13 protein-coding genes are annotated in these 17,803 nt (G+C 71.4%); 11 read left to right on the plus strand and 2 right to left on the minus strand.

Annotated features, from left to right (window positions below; genetic code table 11):
- Positions 1 to 137: 137 nt before the first annotated feature.
- From ACZ4Z1_RS09090 to ACZ4Z1_RS09110, 5 genes are all read left to right on the plus strand, one after another.
- Entirely contained in the window at positions 138 to 1,646 is a 1,509-nt protein-coding gene (locus tag ACZ4Z1_RS09090; protein WP_468485934.1) for a cytochrome ubiquinol oxidase subunit I, read from the plus strand.
- Positions 1,647 to 1,655: 9 nt separating this feature from the next.
- Positions 1,656 to 2,657, plus strand: a complete 1,002-nt coding sequence (gene cydB, locus ACZ4Z1_RS09095; RefSeq protein WP_468485935.1) for a cytochrome d ubiquinol oxidase subunit II — start codon at positions 1,656 to 1,658, stop codon at positions 2,655 to 2,657.
- Between the two features lie 70 nt (positions 2,658 to 2,727).
- Positions 2,728 to 6,402 carry a thiol reductant ABC exporter subunit CydD gene (cydD, locus tag ACZ4Z1_RS09100; protein WP_468485936.1) on the plus strand — a complete coding sequence of 1,225 codons (3,675 nt, stop codon included), beginning with the start codon at positions 2,728 to 2,730 and terminating at the stop codon, positions 6,400 to 6,402.
- A 290-nt stretch (positions 6,403 to 6,692) separates the two neighbouring features.
- On the plus strand, positions 6,693 to 8,372 hold the full coding sequence (locus tag ACZ4Z1_RS09105; RefSeq protein ID WP_468486298.1) for a GAF domain-containing sensor histidine kinase: 1,680 nt from the start codon (positions 6,693 to 6,695) through the stop codon (positions 8,370 to 8,372).
- A 409-nt stretch (positions 8,373 to 8,781) separates the two neighbouring features.
- On the plus strand, positions 8,782 to 10,065 hold the full coding sequence (locus tag ACZ4Z1_RS09110) for a M23 family metallopeptidase (RefSeq protein WP_468485937.1): 1,284 nt from the start codon (positions 8,782 to 8,784) through the stop codon (positions 10,063 to 10,065).
- A 100-nt stretch (positions 10,066 to 10,165) separates the two neighbouring features.
- Here ACZ4Z1_RS09110 and ACZ4Z1_RS09115 read toward each other — a convergent pair whose 3' ends face one another.
- Complete coding sequence (locus ACZ4Z1_RS09115) at positions 10,166 to 11,059, minus strand: Cof-type HAD-IIB family hydrolase (RefSeq protein ID WP_468485938.1); 894 nt, start codon at positions 11,057 to 11,059, stop codon at positions 10,166 to 10,168.
- Between the two features lie 371 nt (positions 11,060 to 11,430).
- On the opposite strand from ACZ4Z1_RS09115, the gene ACZ4Z1_RS09120 reads away from it, so the two are divergent.
- From ACZ4Z1_RS09120 to ACZ4Z1_RS09135, 4 genes are all read left to right on the plus strand, one after another.
- On the plus strand, positions 11,431 to 12,324 hold the full coding sequence (locus ACZ4Z1_RS09120) for an LLM class flavin-dependent oxidoreductase (protein WP_468485939.1): 894 nt from the start codon (positions 11,431 to 11,433) through the stop codon (positions 12,322 to 12,324).
- Positions 12,325 to 12,588: 264 nt separating this feature from the next.
- Complete coding sequence (gene htpX, locus ACZ4Z1_RS09125; protein WP_468485940.1) at positions 12,589 to 13,488, plus strand: zinc metalloprotease HtpX; 900 nt, start codon at positions 12,589 to 12,591, stop codon at positions 13,486 to 13,488.
- Between the two features lie 85 nt (positions 13,489 to 13,573).
- On the plus strand, positions 13,574 to 14,146 hold the full coding sequence (pspAB, locus tag ACZ4Z1_RS09130) for a PspA-associated protein PspAB (RefSeq protein ID WP_468485941.1): 573 nt from the start codon (positions 13,574 to 13,576) through the stop codon (positions 14,144 to 14,146).
- A gap of 109 nt (positions 14,147 to 14,255) precedes the next feature.
- Complete coding sequence (locus ACZ4Z1_RS09135) at positions 14,256 to 14,942, plus strand: TetR/AcrR family transcriptional regulator (RefSeq protein ID WP_468485942.1); 687 nt, start codon at positions 14,256 to 14,258, stop codon at positions 14,940 to 14,942.
- Between the two features lie 82 nt (positions 14,943 to 15,024).
- Here the strand turns inward: ACZ4Z1_RS09135 and ACZ4Z1_RS09140 are convergent, their stop codons facing one another.
- Positions 15,025 to 15,660, minus strand: coding sequence for a PadR family transcriptional regulator (locus ACZ4Z1_RS09140; RefSeq protein ID WP_468485943.1), 636 nt, complete (start codon positions 15,658 to 15,660; stop codon positions 15,025 to 15,027).
- A gap of 102 nt (positions 15,661 to 15,762) precedes the next feature.
- On the opposite strand from ACZ4Z1_RS09140, the gene ACZ4Z1_RS09145 reads away from it, so the two are divergent.
- Both ACZ4Z1_RS09145 and ACZ4Z1_RS09150 read left to right on the plus strand, forming a co-directional pair.
- Complete coding sequence (locus ACZ4Z1_RS09145; protein WP_468485944.1) at positions 15,763 to 16,353, plus strand: hypothetical protein; 591 nt, start codon at positions 15,763 to 15,765, stop codon at positions 16,351 to 16,353.
- Positions 16,350 to 17,744, plus strand: a complete 1,395-nt coding sequence (locus tag ACZ4Z1_RS09150) for a carotenoid oxygenase family protein (RefSeq protein WP_468485945.1) — start codon at positions 16,350 to 16,352, stop codon at positions 17,742 to 17,744. The genes ACZ4Z1_RS09145 and ACZ4Z1_RS09150 overlap by 4 nt, the downstream gene beginning before the upstream one ends.
- Positions 17,745 to 17,803: the final 59 nt, after the last annotated feature.

Below are 17,803 nucleotides of genomic sequence, written 5' to 3' on the forward strand. Positions count from 1 at the left end.
AGGAATCAGCCATGGGTGATAATTGCTTGTGAATGTGAACGCGTTCACAAGCCCGCCCTTTATGTACCGCTTCCATCGGGACAAAACAGGGCGAAGCAGCCGTAGACAGCACACGGCGACGTAAGGAGAGACCCGACGTGGACCTGGCGTTGGCGCCAGAGACCCTGGCGCGATGGCAATTCGGCATCACGACCGTCTACCACTTCCTCTTCGTCCCCCTCACGATCTCCCTTGCCGCGCTGGTGGCCGGGCTGGAGACCGCATGGGTGCGGACGGGCAAGCAGCAGTACCTCAAGGCCACCAAGTTCTGGGGCAAGCTCTTCCTGATCAACATCGCGATGGGTGTCGTCACCGGCATCGTCCAGGAGTTCCAGTTCGGCATGAACTGGTCCGACTACTCGCGGTTCGTCGGTGACGTCTTCGGCGCCCCGCTCGCGTTCGAGGCCCTCATCGCCTTCTTCTTCGAGTCCACCTTCATCGGCCTGTGGATCTTCGGCTGGGACAAGCTGCCCAAGAAGATCCACTGCTTCTGCATGTGGATGGTCTCGATCGGCACGATCCTGTCGTCCTACTTCATCCTCGCCGCCAACTCCTGGATGCAGCACCCGGTCGGCTACAAGTACAACGCCGCCAACGGTCGCGCCGAGCTGACCGACTTCTGGAAGGTGCTGACCCAGGACACCACGCTCGTCGTCGTCTTCCACACGCTGACCGCCGCCTTCCTGACCGGCGCCGCGTTCATGGTCGGCATCGCCGCGTACCACCTGATGCGCAAGAAGCACGTCAAGGTGATGCGCACCTCGCTGCGGCTCGGCCTGGTCACCCTGGTCATCGCCGGCGCGCTCACCGCCATCAGCGGCGACCAGCTCGGCAAGGTCATGTTCCGGCAGCAGCCGATGAAGATGGCCGCCGCCGAGGCGCTGTGGGACAAGGAGGGACCCGCGCCGTTCTCCGTCTTCGCCTACGGAGACGTCGACAAGGGCCACAACAAGGTCGCCATCGAGATACCCGGTCTGCTCTCCTTCCTCGCCCACAACGACTTCTCCACGCCGGTCCCCGGCATCAACGACGTCAACCACGCCGAGCAGCAGAAGTACGGTCCGGGTGATTACCGGCCCAACATCCCGGTGGCCTACTGGGGCTTCCGCTGGATGATCGGCTTCGGCATGGCCTCGTTCGCCATCGGCCTGGCCGGGCTCTGGCTCACCCGCAAGAAGTTCTGGCTCGCGCCAGGGTTGCGGACGGGGGACGAAGAGCCACCCAACCTGGCGCTCACCAGGAACAAGGTGCTGGGAGCGCGCCTGAGCAAGCTCTACTGGTCGCTGGCGTTCGTCACCCTCGGATTCCCGCTCATCGCCAACTCCTGGGGTTGGATCTTCACCGAGATGGGCCGCCAGCCCTGGGCCGTGTACGGCGTGCTGAAGACCTCCTCGGCGGTCTCTCCGGGTGTCTCGCAGGGCGAGGTGCTCACGTCGATGACCGTCTTCACGCTGCTGTACGCGATCCTCGCGGTCATCGAGGTCCGGCTGCTGGTCAAGTACGTCAAGGCCGGGCCGCCGGAGCTGACGGACGACGACCTCAACCCGCCCACCAAGATCGGCGGCGACCACGCGGACGCCGACCGGCCGATGGCCTTCTCGTACTAGGGGGCGACCGTGGAACTCCATGACGTCTGGTTCGTACTCATCGCCGTGCTGTGGACCGGGTACTTCTTCCTCGAAGGATTCGACTTCGGCATCGGCGTCCTGACCAAGCTGCTCGCCCGCGACCGCAGCGAGCGGCGGGTCCTGATCAACACCATCGGTCCGGTCTGGGACGGCAACGAGGTGTGGCTGCTCAGCGCGGGCGGCGCGACCTTCGCCGCCTTCCCCGAGTGGTACGCCACCCTCTTCTCCGGCTTCTACCTGCCGCTGCTGCTCATCCTGGTCTGCCTGATCGTGCGCGGTGTCGCCTTCGAGTACCGCGTCAAGCGGGCCGAGGAGCGCTGGCAGCGCAACTGGGAGCACGCGATCTTCTGGTGCTCGCTGCTCCCCGCGTTCCTGTGGGGTGTGGCGTTCGGCAACATCGTGCGGGGCGTGCAGATCGACGCGCACAAGGAGTACGTCGGCAGCGTCCTGGACCTGCTGAATCCGTACGCGCTCCTCGGCGGCCTGGTCACGCTGACGCTGTTCACCTTCCACGGTGCGGTGTTCGCCTCGCTCAAGACGCTGGGGGACATCCGGCAGCGGGCCCGCCGGACGGCCACCGTTCTGGGCCTGATCACCGCGGTGCTGGCGGTCGGATTCCTGGGCTGGACCCAGCTCGACAAGGGCGATGCCACGTCCCTGGTCGCAATGGCCGTCGCGGTGGTGGCGCTGGTCGCCGGACTGGTGATGAACCACCTCGGGCGGGAGGGATGGTCGTTCGCGTTCTCCGGCGTCACGATCGTCGCCGTGGTCGCGATGCTGTTCCTGACACTGTTCCCGAACGTGATGCCGTCCTCGCTGAACGAGAGCTGGAGCCTCACGGTCTCCAACGCCTCGTCCAGCGCGTACACGTTGAAGATCATGACGTGGTGCGCGGGCATCGCCACCCCGATCGTCCTGCTCTACCAGGGCTGGACCTACTGGGTCTTCCGCAAGCGGATCGGTACGCAGCACATCGCCGATGCGCACTAGGAAGGCTCCCCCGGTGGGGCCCCGGCCGGGGCCCCACTGATCAACTTCCGCCCGGGAGAGGTTGTTTCACGTGAAACCCGTCGACCCGCGCCTGCTGCGGTACGCCCGCGCCACCCGCTTCTTCCTCGCCGCGATGGTGGTGCTCGGGCTGGCCGGCTCGGGCCTGGTCATCGGCCAGGCCATGCTCATCGCCGAAGTCGTCGTCGGCGCGTTCCAGCGCGACCTCGGTCTCGGCGGTCTGAGCACACCGGTACTGCTGCTCGCGCTGGTCTCCGCCGGCCGGGGCCTGGTGGCCTGGCTGACGGAGCTGGCCGCACACCGAGCGAGCGCCGCCGTCAAGTCCGAGCTGCGGACGCGGCTGCTGACGCGGGCTGCTGCCGGTCTGGGGCCGGGGTGGCTGAGCGCCCAGCGTTCCGGGGAGCTGACCACCCTCGCCACCCGCGGCATCGACGCCCTCGACGATTACTTCGCGCGCTACCTTCCGCAGCTCGGCCTCGCGGTCGTCGTGCCCGTCGCGGTGCTGGTGCGGATCGTCACGGGCGACTGGATCTCGGCCGCCACCATCGTCGTGACGCTGCCGCTGATCCCGCTGTTCATGGTCCTCATCGGCTGGGCCACGCAGAACCGCATGGACCGCCAGTGGCGGCTGCTGTCGCGGCTGTCGGGACACTTCCTGGACGTCGTCGCCGGGCTGCCCACGCTGAAGGTCTTCGGCCGGGCCAAGGCGCAGGCGGCGTCCATCCGTGCCATCACCGGCGAGTACCGCCGCGCTACCCTGCGCACCCTGCGGATCGCCTTCCTGTCCTCCTTCGCGCTGGAACTGCTCGCCACGATCTCGGTCGCGCTCGTCGCGGTCGGCATCGGCATGCGGCTCGTGCACGGCGACCTCGACCTGTACACGGGCCTGCTGGTGCTGATCCTGGCGCCCGAGGCGTATCTGCCGCTGCGGCAGGTCGGTGCGCAGTACCACGCGGCGGCCGAAGGGCTGGCGGCGGCCGAGGAGATCTTCGCGGTGCTGGAGACACCGCTGCGTACGACGGGCGACCAGCCCGCTCCCGACAGCACCGCGCTGTCCGTCGAGGGGCTGGTCGTACGCCATCCCGGCCGGGCCGAACCGTCGCTCCCCGAGACGTCGTTCGAGGTCAGGCCCGGGGAGACGGTGGCGCTCGTCGGTCCCTCCGGCGCGGGCAAGACCACCTTGCTGAACGTCCTCCTCGGCTTCACCGCACCCGCGGCCGGACGGGTACGGGTCGGCGGCCGGGACCTGGCGGCCATCGACCCGGCGGACTGGCGCCGGCAGATCGCCTGGGTGGCGCAGCGCCCGTACCTCTTCGCGGGCAGCATCGCCGACAACGTACGGCTGGCCCGCCCCGACGCGGACGACGCGGCGGTACGTGCCGCGCTCCGCGACGCCGGTGCCCTGGACTTCGTCTCCGCCCTGCCCGGCGGCGCGGAGACCGTGCTCGGCGAGGGCGGTTCGGGCCTGTCGGCAGGTCAGCGGCAGCGCTTGGCTCTGGCCCGCGCGTTCCTCGCCGACCGTCCGGTCCTGCTGCTCGACGAGCCGACCGCGAACCTGGACGGCGAGACGGAGGCGGGCATCGTCGATGCGGTACGCCGCCTGGCGGCCGGACGCACGGTGCTCCTGGTCGTGCACCGGCCCGCGCTGCTGGCGGTGGCGGACCGAACGGTGCGGCTGGCGGGGCCGGTGACGCCTGCGGAGCAGGCACGGGACAGTGCCCCGCGAGCCGCGGCAACCGTCCCGGCCGGGGCCGCGATGGACTCTGCGGCTGCCGGGCCGGGTGATGAGGCAAGGGACTCGGCGAGGACCGGACCGGGTGACGTCGCGGGGGACTCCGTGGCTGCCGGACCGGACGAAGCAGCGGAAGCCGTACGCGACGATCTTGCGGCGTCGCAGACCGGCAGCGGCCCGGAAGTCGTGGCCGGCGCACGGCGTCCGGCGTTGGCGCGGCTGCGCGGCCTGGCACGGGCCCGCTGGGGCCGGCTCGGGCTCGCGCTGCTGCTCGGCAGCCTGGCGCTGGGCAGCGCCGTGGGCCTGATGGGGACGTCCGGCTGGCTCATCTCCCGGGCGGCGCAGCACCCGCCGGTGCTGTACCTGATGGTGGCGGTCACCGCGACGCGGGCCTTCGGCATCGGCCGGGCCGTTTTCCGGTACGCGGAGCGGCTGGTGGCGCACGACACCGTCTTCCGGATGCTCGCGGACGTACGCGTGGCCGTCTTCCGGCGGCTGGAGCGCCTGGCACCCGCCGGGCTGCGGGAGCGCAGCCGCGGTGACCTGCTGTCGCGCCTGGTGGCCGATGTCGACGCCGTACAGGACTACTTCCTGCGGTGGCTGCTGCCGGTCGGGTCGGCCGTGGTGGTCGGCGCGGGTTCCGTCGGGTTCACCGCGTGGCTGCTGCCCGAGGCGGGTGCCGTCCTCGCCGCTGGACTGCTGCTCGCGGGTGCGGGGGTGCCCGCGCTGTCCGCCGTGCTCGCGCGTCGCGCCGAGCGGCAGCTCTCCCCCGCCCGTGGTGCGCTCTCCGCGCACGTCCTGGACCTGCTCACCGGCACGGCCGAGCTGACGGTGTCGGGCGCGCTCGCGTCCCGCGTCGACCGGACCCGGCGCGCCGACCGCGACCTGACCCGGATCGCGTCCCGTTCGGCGGCCGCGGCCGGTGCCGGGTCCGGGCTGTCCGCGCTGCTGTGCGGACTGACGGTGGCCGCGGCGTCCGCCGTCGGTGTCCAGGCCGTTCATGACGGGCGGCTGGCGGGCGTGTGCCTGGCGGTCGTGGTCCTCGTCCCGCTCGCCGCGTTCGAGGCCGTCGCGGGACTGCCGCTCGCCGTGCAGTACCGGCAGCGCACGCGCCGGGCGGCCGAGCGGGTCTTCGAGGTGCTGGACGCCCCGGAGCCGGTCCGCGAACCGGCCGGCTCGGTGGCCGTACCGGTGCCGGACACCCCGTTCCCGCTGGTCGTCGAAGGGCTCACCGCGCGGTACCCCGGGCAGCGGGTCCCTGCGCTGGACGGGGTCGGATTCACCCTGCCCGCCGGGCGGCGCCTGGCGGTCGTCGGCCTGTCCGGTTCGGGCAAGACGACGCTCGCCCAGGTACTGCTGCGCTTCCTGGACCGGGAGGCGGGTTCGTACACGCTGGGCGGTGTGGATGCGGCGGCCGCAGACGGTGACGCCGTACGCCGGCAGGTCGGCCTGTGCGCGCAGGACGCCCACCTCTTCGACAGTTCGGTACGGGAGAACCTGCGGCTCGCCCGTACCGGAGCGGGCGAGGACGAACTGTGGGACGCGCTCGCGCGGGCCCGCCTCGCCGACTGGGTGCGGGCGCTGCCCGACGGGCTGGACACGATGGTCGGTGAGCACGGCGCCCGGCTCTCCGGCGGCCAGCGGCAGCGGCTCGCGCTGGCCCGCGCGCTGCTCGCCGACTTCCCCGTCCTGGTGCTGGACGAGCCTGCCGAGCACCTCGACCTGGCCACGGCCGACGCGCTGACCGCCGACCTGCTGGCCGCGACCGAAGGCCGTACGACCGTGCTGATCACGCACCGTCTGGAGGGCCTGGAGGCCGTCGACGAGGTGCTGGTCCTGGACGGGGGGCGGCCCGTCCAGCACGGTACCTACGCGGAGCTGGCGGCGGCCGACGGCCCGTTCCGCCGGATGCGGGAGCGCGAGCGGGCCGTGGACGCGCGGGCCGGTGGCGTACGCGGGGTGGACACACAGCTGGCGGGTGCGGTGAACGGCTGAAGAACGACGGGTGCGGGCGGCCGCTGCGTACGGTGGCGGCGGACGCCCGGACCGGGGTGACGTGGCAGCCCGGGGCGGTCCGGGGTGGACCGGTCCGGCGTCCGAATTGCCGCATAGGAGGCTTTCCTCAGGAAAGCGACTATTAGGCTCGTCCCATGGCAGTCACGACAGGACCCTCCGACCCCATGGGCACCGAGGCGGACACCGGTACGGGCACCGGGGCGCGTACGGGCACGGACAAGGGCTCCGGGGTGCCCACCGGCCCCGACGCCGTGGCAACGCACGACCCCATGGAAGCGGCCACCGAGGCGACCCGCAGCCTCCAGGGCCTGTCGACCGAGCTGACCGCACGGGTCCCGCAGCTGCTGGAGGCGATGCGCACCGTCGGCGCGGGCCTGGACCTGCACATCACCCTGGACCGGATCGTGGAGACCGCCGCCGAGCTGGCCGACGCCCGCTACGCCGCGATCGGGATCATCGACGAGTCGCGCGAGGGCCTGTCGGACTTCGTGACGTACGGGGTCAGCGCCGAGGAGCACGCCCGGATCGGCGCGCTGCCCGACGGCCACAGGGGACTGCTCGGCGCGCTCATCCACGACCCGAAGGCGCTGCGGCTGGCCGACCTGACCCAGGACGTGCGGTCGGCGGGCTTTCCCCCGGGCCATCCGCCGATGCGGACGTTCCTCGGGGTGCCCATCCGCGTCCAGGGGGAGATTTTCGGCAACCTCTATCTGACCGAGAAGCGCGGGGGCGGCGAGTTCAGTGAGGGCGACCTGCACATGGTGCGGGTGCTCGCCACCGAGGCCGGCATCGCGATCGGCAACGCGCGGATGTACGCGGCGACGCGGCAGCGGGAGCGCTGGATCGACGGCGCGGCCGCGGTCACCACCGCGCTGCTGGCCGGCAGCGACGTGGACGACGCGCTCGCGGTCGTCGCCGAACAGGCCCGCAAGCTGGCGGACTCCGCGGCCGGTATCGTCCTGCTGCCCGCCGAGAACGGCGGCCTGGAGATCGTCGCGGCGTCGGCGGACGACCCCGCCGGCCTCATCGGCACCCACATGCCGTCCGAGAGTCCGGTGGCCGCGCGACTTCTCGCCGGGGAGCCGGTGTTCGTCGAGGACTCGGCCACCGACCCGCGGATGGTCACGGATGTCGCGCCGCGGTTCGGCCCGAGCATGATGCTGCCCCTCAAGAGCGGCGGCCGGGTACTGGGCACCCTGGCGACACCGCGGGAACGCGGCGCGCGTCCCTTCACCGCCGCCGAACGCACGCTGGCCACCCAGTTCGCGGCCCAGGCCGCGCTGGCGCTCGTCCTGGCCGACGCGCAGCGCGACCGCGAACGCCTCGCCGTCTACGAGGACCGCGACCGGATCGCCCGCGACCTGCACGACCTGGTCATCCAGCGGCTCTTCGCGACCGGGATGATGCTGGAGAGCGCCCAGCGCAGGTCGGTCGTGCCGGAGGTGCAGGAAGGTATCGGCAAGGCCGTCGACGAACTCGACGTCACCATCCAGGAGATCCGTACCGCGATCTTCGCGCTGCAACAGGGCCCGGCCGAGGCGCCGTCCGGGCTGCGGACCCGGGTCCTGCGGGAGATCGGCACCGCCGCCGTACCGCTCGGTTTCCAGCCGTCCGCGAACTTCATCGGCCCGGTGGACGCCCGGGTCGGCGAGCTGACCGGCAAGAACCTGATCGCCGCGCTGCGCGAGGCGCTGTCCAACGCCTTCCGGCACGCGAACGCCTCACGCATCGAGGTCGTCGTCGACTCGATGATCAAGCTGCCGGACGGCCGGGACGGCGTACGGCTGACGGTCGCCGACGACGGCGTGGGCATCCCGGACGGTGGCCGGCGCAGCGGCCTGCGCAACCTCGCGAAGCGGGCCGAGTCGCTGGGCGGGTCCAGCACGTACGGACCGGGCCTGGGTGAGGACGGGGCGGGGACGATGGTGACGTGGGAAGCGCCGCTCTGAGGGGCGGGGCGGGGCGATGGGGGAGGAGTGGCGGTCATGGGCGGTTCGTCGTGATGTGTCCGCACCCGTCAGATGTGCCGACGTCGTAGTGGTGTGCCCGTGCGGTTCGCCCGTACGCCCCAGCCTCGATTCGCCCGTACGGTTCGGCCGCTATTCGAGTATTCGAGTGATCTGTCTTGTTGCTGGAGCGGCTGATTCCGGCCATTCCGCGGGGGCCGGGTTGCTCCGTTCGGAGCCCAGCGGAGCGGAGTTGGAGAAACGTTTTCGTGGTTTTTGTGATGGTTCGGGCAACCATCCGACTATGTGTCCAGGTTTGCTGGATTGGTTGCGTAAGACGGTCCGGGGACGGTGGCGCCCTGCCCGGTGTACGTACGGGCGGGTCCCCCGCCGAGCCTCCTGGCGGCATGGAGTGCCGACGCGCACGGTGCGGGTGACGTTGTCGCTGGTGGTGGCGCTGACAGCGGCGGCGGGTACGGCGCCTGCCGTCGACGGGACGGCCCGTGCGGATGCCCCGGAGGTCGCCTCGGCCCCCGCCGGGCCGAGCGCCGTCGGCCACTTACCGTCGCTCCCCGCTCCCCGCCACCCCTTCCAGGCGCGCGGCCACGGCGCCGACCGGCTGGCCGACGCGAGCCTGGAGGTGCTCCGGCTCGGCAGCGCAGCGCACCGGACCGGCCGGTCGTACGCCAGGACCGTGCGCGAGGTACGGGCCGGCCGGGCACGAGCCGCACGGCTGCACACGGCACTGCTCCGGGAACGCCGCAAGGCCGGTGAACTGCGGCGGCTGGCGGGACGGATCGCCGGTGCGCAGTACCGCAGCGGCAGCCGCCTGCCGCTCACGCTGGGTGCCCAGGCACGTCACCGGGCTCAAGTACGCAACGGGGACCAGCCGAGCCAGGGAGCCCGGGCGGCAGGCCACGGTTCCCCGGCAGCAGGCCACGGGCCCCTGGCACATCTCGGCCCGGAGGGGGTACTGAACGCCTACCGGAAGGCCGAGCGCCGGCAGCGCCTGCTGGCGTCCCGCACGTACGAGGCGCTGCGGCTGAGCCGGTCCCTGGAGGCGGACAGCGCGGCCGTGCTGGCCCGTTCCACCGCGCTCGACGCCCACCGCTCCCGCCTCGACTCCGAACGCCGGCGCATCAGCCGCCGCCTGGGCGTGGTGCGCAGACAACTGCAGGCCCTGTCCTGGCAGGCGGCCCGGAGCGGGAACTGCGGCGGGCTGCCCGGCGCGGTGTCCGCGGCCGCGAAACGTTCCGAGCCCGTGGCGTCACAGGCGACGAGGCCGGGCGGCCGGTGGGCCCGGCCGGTGGAGCACTACGTGCTGTCCGCCGGTTTCGGCGGCTCGGGCCGCCGCTGGGCGCACGGCCACACGGGCCAGGACTTCGCGGTGCCGGTCGGCACCCCAGTACGGTCCGTGGGGTGGGGCCGCGTCACCAGTCTGACCTGCGGTGACGGCTTCGGGATCAGCCTGGTCGTCCAGCACGGCGCCGGTGCGTTCTCGCAGTATGCGCACCTGTCGGCGGCGTTGGCCCGTCCCGGGCAGCGGGTGCGGCCGGGCCAGCAGATCGCCCTCTCGGGTACGACCGGCAACTCCACCGGCCCGCATCTGCACTTCGAGGTACGCCGTACAGCACGGATGGGGTCGGGGGTCGATCCGGTGCCGTGGCTGGCGAGTCGGGGGGTGCGGCTGAGGTAAGCCGGGGCGGCTGGAGCGAATCGGCATGGATGAGGCGGTCTGGGCGGCTGAGGGGAAGCGGGACGGCTGAGGTGACGGAGCAGCGACCGGACGGGGACGGTCAGCGTTGCTCAAGAATGCGCTCGATGACGGCCGCGACCCCGTCCTCGTTGTTGCCGGCCGTGTGCAGGTCCGTCGCGGCCAGCACGGCGGGGTGCGCGTTGGCCATCGCGTACGCGGTGCCGGCCCAGGCCAGCATCTCGATGTCGTTGGGCATGTCCCCGAAGGCGACGACCTGGTCGGGGGTGATGCCGCGCTCCGCACAGCAGCGCGCCAGGGTGCCCGCCTTGCTGACGCCCAGCCCGCTGATCTCCAGGAGCGCGGTGGGGCTGGACCGGGTGAAGGAGGCGTACGAGCCCGCCCGCGCGCGGGCCAGGTCCAGGAAGGCGTCCGGGTCCAGGTCGGGGTGGTGGGCGAGGAGCTTGAGCACGGGCTGGTGCGGGCTCAGCGGGGAGTGACGTTCCTCCGGGCTCAGTTCGGCCAGGAGCTTTTCCGCGGGCGCGATGACGGCGGCCGGTTCGAGGTGGAAGGGCGGGTACGCCGGCTCGTAGTTGATGCCGCCGGTCCGCTCGACCGCGAACGTCGTACCGGGAGCGGCGGCGCGCAGCGCCTGCACGACGCAGAGCGCTTCCGGGCGTTCCAGGGGGCTGAGCTGGACGATGCGGCGGCCGTGGTGGAGATCGACGACGGCCGCGCCGTTCGCGCAGATCGCCAGCCCGTGCCCGTGCACATGGTCACTGACCACGTCCATCCAGCGGGCCGGCCGGCCGGTGACGAAGAAGACCTCGATGCCGGCCCGCTCGGCGGCGGCCAGCGCGGCGACCGTACGGCCGGACACCGTCTTGTCGTCGCGCAGCAACGTGCCGTCGAGATCGGTGGCGATCAGCCGGATCGTTTTACCGTCGGACCTGGGCGCCAGAGGTGGCTCTGCGGGGGCATCAGTCACGCAGTCCATCTTTGCGCATATGCGCGCACAGGCGTGCGGCGGGTCGCGCGCATGAGCTTGACGGAACCGGGGGGCGAGTCAAAGACATCGGGGCGTACTCCGGCGGGCGCTGGACGGCCGTACGGGAACGGGTACCCGGCCGCAGGGGTACGAGCGCAGGACCGTACAGGAGCGCATGCAGGATGTACCCGCCCAAGGACTGAGCCGGCCCCTGCACGGGTTCAGGCCGGCAGGCGTACGGATGCGGGGAGGGGCGTACGGCTGGGAGCGTGCGCGTGTGTACGGCGATGTGCACCCCGCGCGTACGGCTTGTGTCTCCCGCGTGCAGGTGTTCCCCACGGCTTCCGGGGCCGCCGTCGCGCCGCCGTAGGCTCGTACCCATGCGACTGAGCACCGTGATCCTTCCCGTCCGCCGCTGGTCCGAGGGTGGCCGGGAGGTGTGGCAGCGCGCCGAGGAGCTCGGCTTCCACACCGCCTACACCTACGACCACCTCTCCTGGCGGAGCTTTCGTGACGGGCCGTGGTTCGGCGCGGTGCCGACACTGACCGCGGCCGCCGCCGCGACGTCCCGGATGCGTCTGGGCACGCTCGTCACCTCCCCGAACTTCCGGCACCCGGTCACCCTCGCCAAGGAACTGATCTCCCTCGACGACATCAGCGACGGGCGGGTCACGCTGGGCATCGGAGCCGGCGGCTCCGGTTTCGACGCCACGGCGCTCGGCCAGGAGCCGTGGAAACCCCGGGAACGGGCCGACCACTTCGGCGAGTTCGTACCGCTGCTGGACCGGCTGCTGACGCAGGACGTGGTCTCGTACGACGGCGTGCACTACCGCGCCCACGAGGTGCGCAACATTCCCGGCTGTGTACAGCGGCCCCGGTTGCCGTTCGCGATCGCGGCGACCGGACCGCGCGGGATGCGGCTGGCGGCCGGGCACGGCCAGGCATGGGTGACCACCGGCGACCCGAAGGTCTCCGCGGCCGGCACTGCCGCCGAGTCGCTGGAGGCGGTACGCAGCCAGGTGGAACGTCTCGGCAAGGCGTGCGCCGAAGCCGGAAGGGACGCCGGCGAGCTGGACAAGATCATGCTTACGGGCTTCACGCCGGACCGCCCGCTCGCTTCCGTCGATGCCTTCGTGGACTTCGCAGGTGCACATGCCGAGGCGGGCATCGACGAGATTGTGCTGCACTGGCCGATCGCCGACTCGGTCTTCGAAGCCGATCTCGCGGTGTTCGAGCGAATCGCCGGGGAGGGGCTGGCGCAGTTGCGGCGGTAGGGCGACTGCGGGGCAGGCCGGTGCGGTACAGGGCGGCTGCCGGCCGGGGCGGTGAAGGGCGGGCGAAGGGCAGGCGTCGCCACTTTCGGGACAACGGCCCCGCCACTCTGACCGGCGGGGGCGTTCGCGGCTCCGCCGGCGGGCGGATCCATGGCCTGCGCTTTACGCCGTTAACAGCGGACAAGAGGGAGAATCGGGTCAGAGGCACCTACGCGGTTCCTCGGGTGGACTCCGTGGACTCTGCGGTTTGGAGGACTGAGAGGCATGGCACGAACCCGATTCGCCCCCGACCGCGGCCTGACGTCACGCATGGTCACGACGATGTTCTTCATCGGCCTGCTGTACGTGGTCGTGGTGGGCGCGCTGGTGGTGCTCCTCAAAGGCGCGTGGATCGTGGTGCTGCTCATCTCGGGCGCCATGTTCGTCGCGCAGTTCTGGTTCAGCGACCGGATCGCGGCCTTCAGCATGGGGGCCCGCGAGGTCACCCCGGAACAGGCGCCCGAGCTGCACGGCGCCGTGGACCGGCTGTGCGCGCTCGCCGACATGCCCAAGCCACGCGTCGCCGTCGCCGAGTCCGACGTACCGAACGCCTTCGCGACCGGCCGCAACCAGAAGAACGCGATGGTGTGCGCGACGACCGGCCTGCTCCGGCGGCTGGAGCCGGAGGAGCTGGAAGGCGTGCTGGCGCACGAACTGTCACATGTCGCGCACCGCGATGTCGCGGTCATGACGATCGCCTCGTTCCTGGGCGTGCTGGCCGGGATCATCACGCGCGCGGCCCTGTGGAGCGGTGTCGGCCGCAACAACCGGGACAACAACGCGGCGACCGCCGTCCTGGTCGTCACGCTGGTCAGCGCCGTGGTCTACGCCGTCAGCTTCCTGCTCACCCGACTCCTGTCGCGCTACCGGGAACTGTCCGCCGACCGGGCCGCGGCGGTCCTGACCGGCCGGCCCTCGGCGCTGGCCGCCGCCCTCACCAAGGTCACCGGGCAGATGGCGCAGATACCGACGCGCGACCTGCGCAAGGCGGAACCGTTCAACGCGTTCTTCTTCGTGCCGGCGTTCTCGAAGGAGAGCTTCGGGCGGCTGCTGTCCTCCCACCCGACGCTGGAGCAGCGGCTGGAACAGCTGGGTCGGATCTCGGCGCAGCTGGGGCGGCCGTAGGAAGGACGTAGCAGGGCCGTAGTAGGGCAGCAGGAAGACGGGACGACGAGACGGGTCGACGAGACGTTTCGAGGAGAGAGGTCGTATGGGATTCCTGGACACCATTCTCGGACGCAGCAAGCCGGTACGGCCCGACCTCGACCGGCTGTTCGCGCTCCCCTCCGCGGCCGTCACCCTCCAGGCCGCGGCCGGGTTCCGGCCCACCGGCCTGGGCTCGGTGTGCTTCGCGACCGTAGAGGGCGGCGCGTTCCGCGGCATCCGGGAGGAGGTACGCGATCTCCTCGGCACCCCGGCCGAGTTCAGCCAGGACGGGTACGGCTACACGTGGATGCTCGCGCGGCACACACCCGAGGACAGCGCGGGCCTGGTGAACGACCTGCACACGGTCAACAGCTCTCTGGAGAGCGCCGGTTTCGGCCCGCAGCTGCTGTGCTCCCTCATGGGCTTCCGGGACGACCGGGACAGGTCGCTCGCGCTGGTCTACCTCTACAAGCGCGGTACGTTCTACCCGTTCGCGCCGCAAACAGGACCGGGCGGGGCAGCCGAGAAGCGTGACAACGCGCTCGAACTGGAAGTACGGGCCATGCTCGCCGATGATCTGGGGATCGAGTCGGACCTGAGCCGGTGGTTCCCGGTGTGGGGGGCGCCGGGGTTGTGACGTTTTAGGGGTGCTGGGGCGGTGGGGCGCTGGGGCGGTGAGACGGGGTGCGGCGGGCCCGTAGGTGGTTGGTTCCGGTGTCGAGTGCCCGCTCGCGTACGTTGGCGGCATGGCTGAGGCAGTGGAGGCTACGGAAGCAGCGGGGACGCCGGGCCGGCGCCGCCGCGCGCCCGGGATGAGCGCCGACGAGCGCCGGGCGATGATCGTGAAGGCCGCGTTGCCGCTGGTGGCCGAGTGCGGCGCGGGTGTGACCACGGCGAAGGTGGCGCGCGCGGCGGGCATTGGCGAGGCGACGGTCTTCCGCGTCTTCGAGGACAAGGACGCGCTGCTGGCGGCCTGTGTGGCCGAGGCGCTCCGCCCCGACGCCCTGCTCGCCTCCCTGGCGGCCGTCTCCCTGCACCAGCCTCTCGCGGACCGGCTGGCCGAGGCGCTGGACGCGATGCGGGACCACCTGTCCCGCATCGGCTCGGTGATCGGCGCGCTGCATGCGACGGGACACCTACGAGGGCGTGCGGCACCGGCGGCGGGCGGCTCGGACCCGGGATCGCCCGCCCCCGGGAGCCGGGAGGAGGCGCTGGCGGCTCCGCTGGCAGCGGTCACCGCCCTCTTCGAACCCGAGCGAGAACGGCTGCGGATGGCGCCGGAAGCCCTGGCCAGGATCTTCCTGTCGCTGAGCCGGGCCACCGCGGTCGAGGCCGGGGCGGGGGACGATGGTCGCGCACGCGCGCCGGAGGCACTCGGCGCGCGGGAGATGGTGGATCTCTTTCTGCACGGGGCGCTGGGCGAGGAGTGCTAGACCGTAGAGCCGGAGCGGGCCTCTGACCCTTGCCGGGTCCCGTCTCCGCCTGCCCTGCCTACTTCTCGCCCTGCTCTCCGTCCTACTCCTCGGCCTGCTCTCCGCCCCGTGTCTGCTCCTGGGCCGGTGCCTGTGCCTGCTCCTGGGCCGGTGCCTGCTCCTGAGCCTGCCCTCTGGCCGACTCCCGGATCTTGCGGGCCTGGTCCGAATTGATCTCCTCAGCCGCCCAGCTGGCCCATTCCTCCATCATGGCGGTCTGCCGCAGGCCGAATTCCAGAGCCATCCGCCCGTACACCGCGACCATCTCGTCCTCCCAGTGCCCGGCGTTCGCCATGGCCTGGTAAGCGGCGTGCGCGCGGGCGGCCCGGTCGGCCTGTTGCAGGAGGTACGCACGGGCTTCCAGTGGCGTCAGGACGCCGAGGAAGAAGACGCGCAGCAGGCCGTCGTGGCGCTGCGGGCCGACGGGCTCCACTTCCGTCAGCCAGCGGTGCAGTTCGGCCCGGCCCGCCTTGGTGATGGCGTACTCCTTGCGGCCGCGGGGGCCGTGGGAGGCCACCTCGATGAGGTCGGCCGCGGTGAGTTTGTTCAGCTCCCCGTAGACCTGGCTCTGGGTGGCCGGCCAGACGTGCGCGAGCGACACGTCGAACGTCTTCATCAAGTCGTAGCCGCTGGCGGGTGATTCGGCCAACAGGCCCAGAACGGCATGGCGGAGACTCATGGCCGTCACTTTACCTTCCACTCTTGACACGTCAACGCAGGACCTTCTAACTTTGACATGTCGAAGTTGGAATGTCGCTGGATGGCGGGGGAGTAGAGAGTCATGACCTTCTTGCGGGGATTTTTCCCGTGGATCGCCTACGGAGCTGTGGCCTGGGCGTCGTGGCAGTGGGCCGCGCTGCTGGCCCTGGTGCTCAGCGGGGTGCTGCTCTACATGGACCGTGCCGACGGGTTGTCGCCGTCGTTCCAGGTGCTGGAGTACGGCAGTCTCGTGTTCTTCGCGGGCATCACAGCCCTGGCCTTCCTCCGCCCGGACAGCGGCCTGCGGGTCTATGACGGGGCCCTGTCCTCGGGCTGGCTGGCGCTGGTCGCCTGGGGATCGATGGCGGCCCGTCGGCCCTTCACCCTCGCCATAGCCCGCCGCAAGGCGCCGCCCTCGGTCTGGCGGACCCGGCTGTTCCTGCGGATCAACTACGTACTCACCGCGGCCTGGGCGGCGTCCTTCACGGTCGCCGCGGCAGGGCAGGCCCTGGCCACGGTCTACGGGCTCGGCCTGACCGCCATGATCTCCATCCACGTCGCCGCCTTTGTCATCCCGTTGCGCTTCACCGCGACCTATCCGGAGCGAGCGCGAGCGCGCTTCCTGGAGAAGGCCGGCGGACACCCCTACGTACAGGAGGCTCGTCCCGCATGACGACGACACACGCTGCCGGCTCCGCCGTGCCGGCGTCCGGCTCCAGTACCAATGCCAGCGCCAGTTCCGATTCCGGTTCCGCACCGGCCCCGCACCTGGCGGGGAACTTCGCCCCGGTGATGGAGGAGCTCACCACCTACGAGCTGCCCGTCACCGGCGCGATACCGCCCGAGCTGACGGGCTGGTACCTGCGCAACGGGCCCAACCCGCGGGACGCCGCGTCGGCGCACTGGTTCTTCGGTGACGGCATGGTCCACGGCGTCCGCCTGGAAGGCGGCAAGGCCGTCTCGTACCGCAATCGCTGGGTGCGCACGTCGACCTTCACCGACGGCGTACCGGCCCGTGACCGGTACGGGCGCCCCGACCTGACCGCCGGTGCGGCCAACACCCACGTCGTCCACCACGCGGGCCGCACCCTCGCCCTGGTCGAGTCCTCCTTTCCGTACGAGCTCGACCGCCGCCCGGGGCACGAGCTGGAGACCGTCGGCCCGTACGACTTCGACGGCCGGCTGACCACTGCCATGACCGCCCACCCGAAGACCTGCCCGACCACGGGTGAGCTGCACTTCTTCGGGTACGGAGCTCCGGAGCCGCCGTATCTGACCTACCACCGTGCCGACGCCTCCGGCGCGTTGGTGGTGAGCCGCCCCGTCGAGGTGGGGGCGCCCACGATGATGCACGACTTCCACCTGACGGCCGGGCATGTCGTCTTCATGGACCTCCCGCTCGTCTACGACCGCGGAGCACGCGGTATGCCGTACGTGTGGGACGCGGAGTACGGCGCCCGGCTCGGTGTGCTCCGCCGCGACGATCCGCACAGTGACATCCGCTGGTTCACCATCGACCCCTGCTACGTCTTCCACTCCCTGAACGCGTATGACGACGGCCAGGGGCGCATCGTCCTCTACGTCTGCCGCTATCCGGCGCTTGAGCTGAAGTCGCTGCCCACCCTGTGGCGGTGGACCGTCGACCTCGCTTCGGGGAAGGTCGTCGAGGAGCAGATGGACGACCAGTCGGGCGAGTTCCCGCGCATCGACGACCGGCTGGCGGGGCTGGACGCCAGGTACGGGCACATCACGCGGTCCGGGGGCCCGGGCGCCGGTCCGACGCCTGGCGCACTGATCCGGTACGACCTGCACACCGGCACCAGCACCCGCCACGACTTCGGCCCCGGCCGGACACCCGCCGAAGCGGCGTTCGCCCCTGCGGACGACCGGCCGGGCGGACCGGGATGGTTGCTCACCTATGTCTACGACGCCTCCAGCGACACCAGCGATCTTGTGATCCTCGATGCGGACGACATACCCAAGGGGCCGGTGGCCACGGTCCACCTGCCCCAGCGGGTGCCCTACGGCTTCCACGGCAACTGGATCCCGGACCCGGCCCGGTAGCGGACGCTACGGGGCGTCCCCGGGGCCGGTCCGGTACCGGTCCTGGTATCAGCCCCGGC

Source organism: Streptomyces sp. NPDC030165, assembly GCF_055573595.1.

Bases quoted from the DNA above. Each gene is read 5' to 3' on its own strand.
- ACZ4Z1_RS09105 (WP_468486298.1), top strand. From the start codon at position 6,693: ATGGAAGCGGCCACCGAGGCGACCCGCAGCCTCCAGGGCCTGTCGACC.
- ACZ4Z1_RS09115 (WP_468485938.1), bottom strand. From the start codon at position 11,059: ATGGACTGCGTGACTGATGCCCCCGCAGAGCCACCTCTGGCGCCCAGG.
- htpX (WP_468485940.1), top strand. From the start codon at position 12,589: ATGGCACGAACCCGATTCGCCCCCGACCGCGGCCTGACGTCACGCATG.
- ACZ4Z1_RS09135 (WP_468485942.1), top strand. From the start codon at position 14,256: ATGGCTGAGGCAGTGGAGGCTACGGAAGCAGCGGGGACGCCGGGCCGG.
- pspAB (WP_468485941.1), top strand. From the start codon at position 13,574: ATGGGATTCCTGGACACCATTCTCGGACGCAGCAAGCCGGTACGGCCC.
- ACZ4Z1_RS09150 (WP_468485945.1), top strand. From the start codon at position 16,350: ATGACGACGACACACGCTGCCGGCTCCGCCGTGCCGGCGTCCGGCTCC.
- ACZ4Z1_RS09145 (WP_468485944.1), top strand. From the start codon at position 15,763: ATGACCTTCTTGCGGGGATTTTTCCCGTGGATCGCCTACGGAGCTGTG.
- ACZ4Z1_RS09120 (WP_468485939.1), top strand. From the start codon at position 11,431: ATGCGACTGAGCACCGTGATCCTTCCCGTCCGCCGCTGGTCCGAGGGT.
- ACZ4Z1_RS09140 (WP_468485943.1), bottom strand. From the start codon at position 15,660: ATGAGTCTCCGCCATGCCGTTCTGGGCCTGTTGGCCGAATCACCCGCC.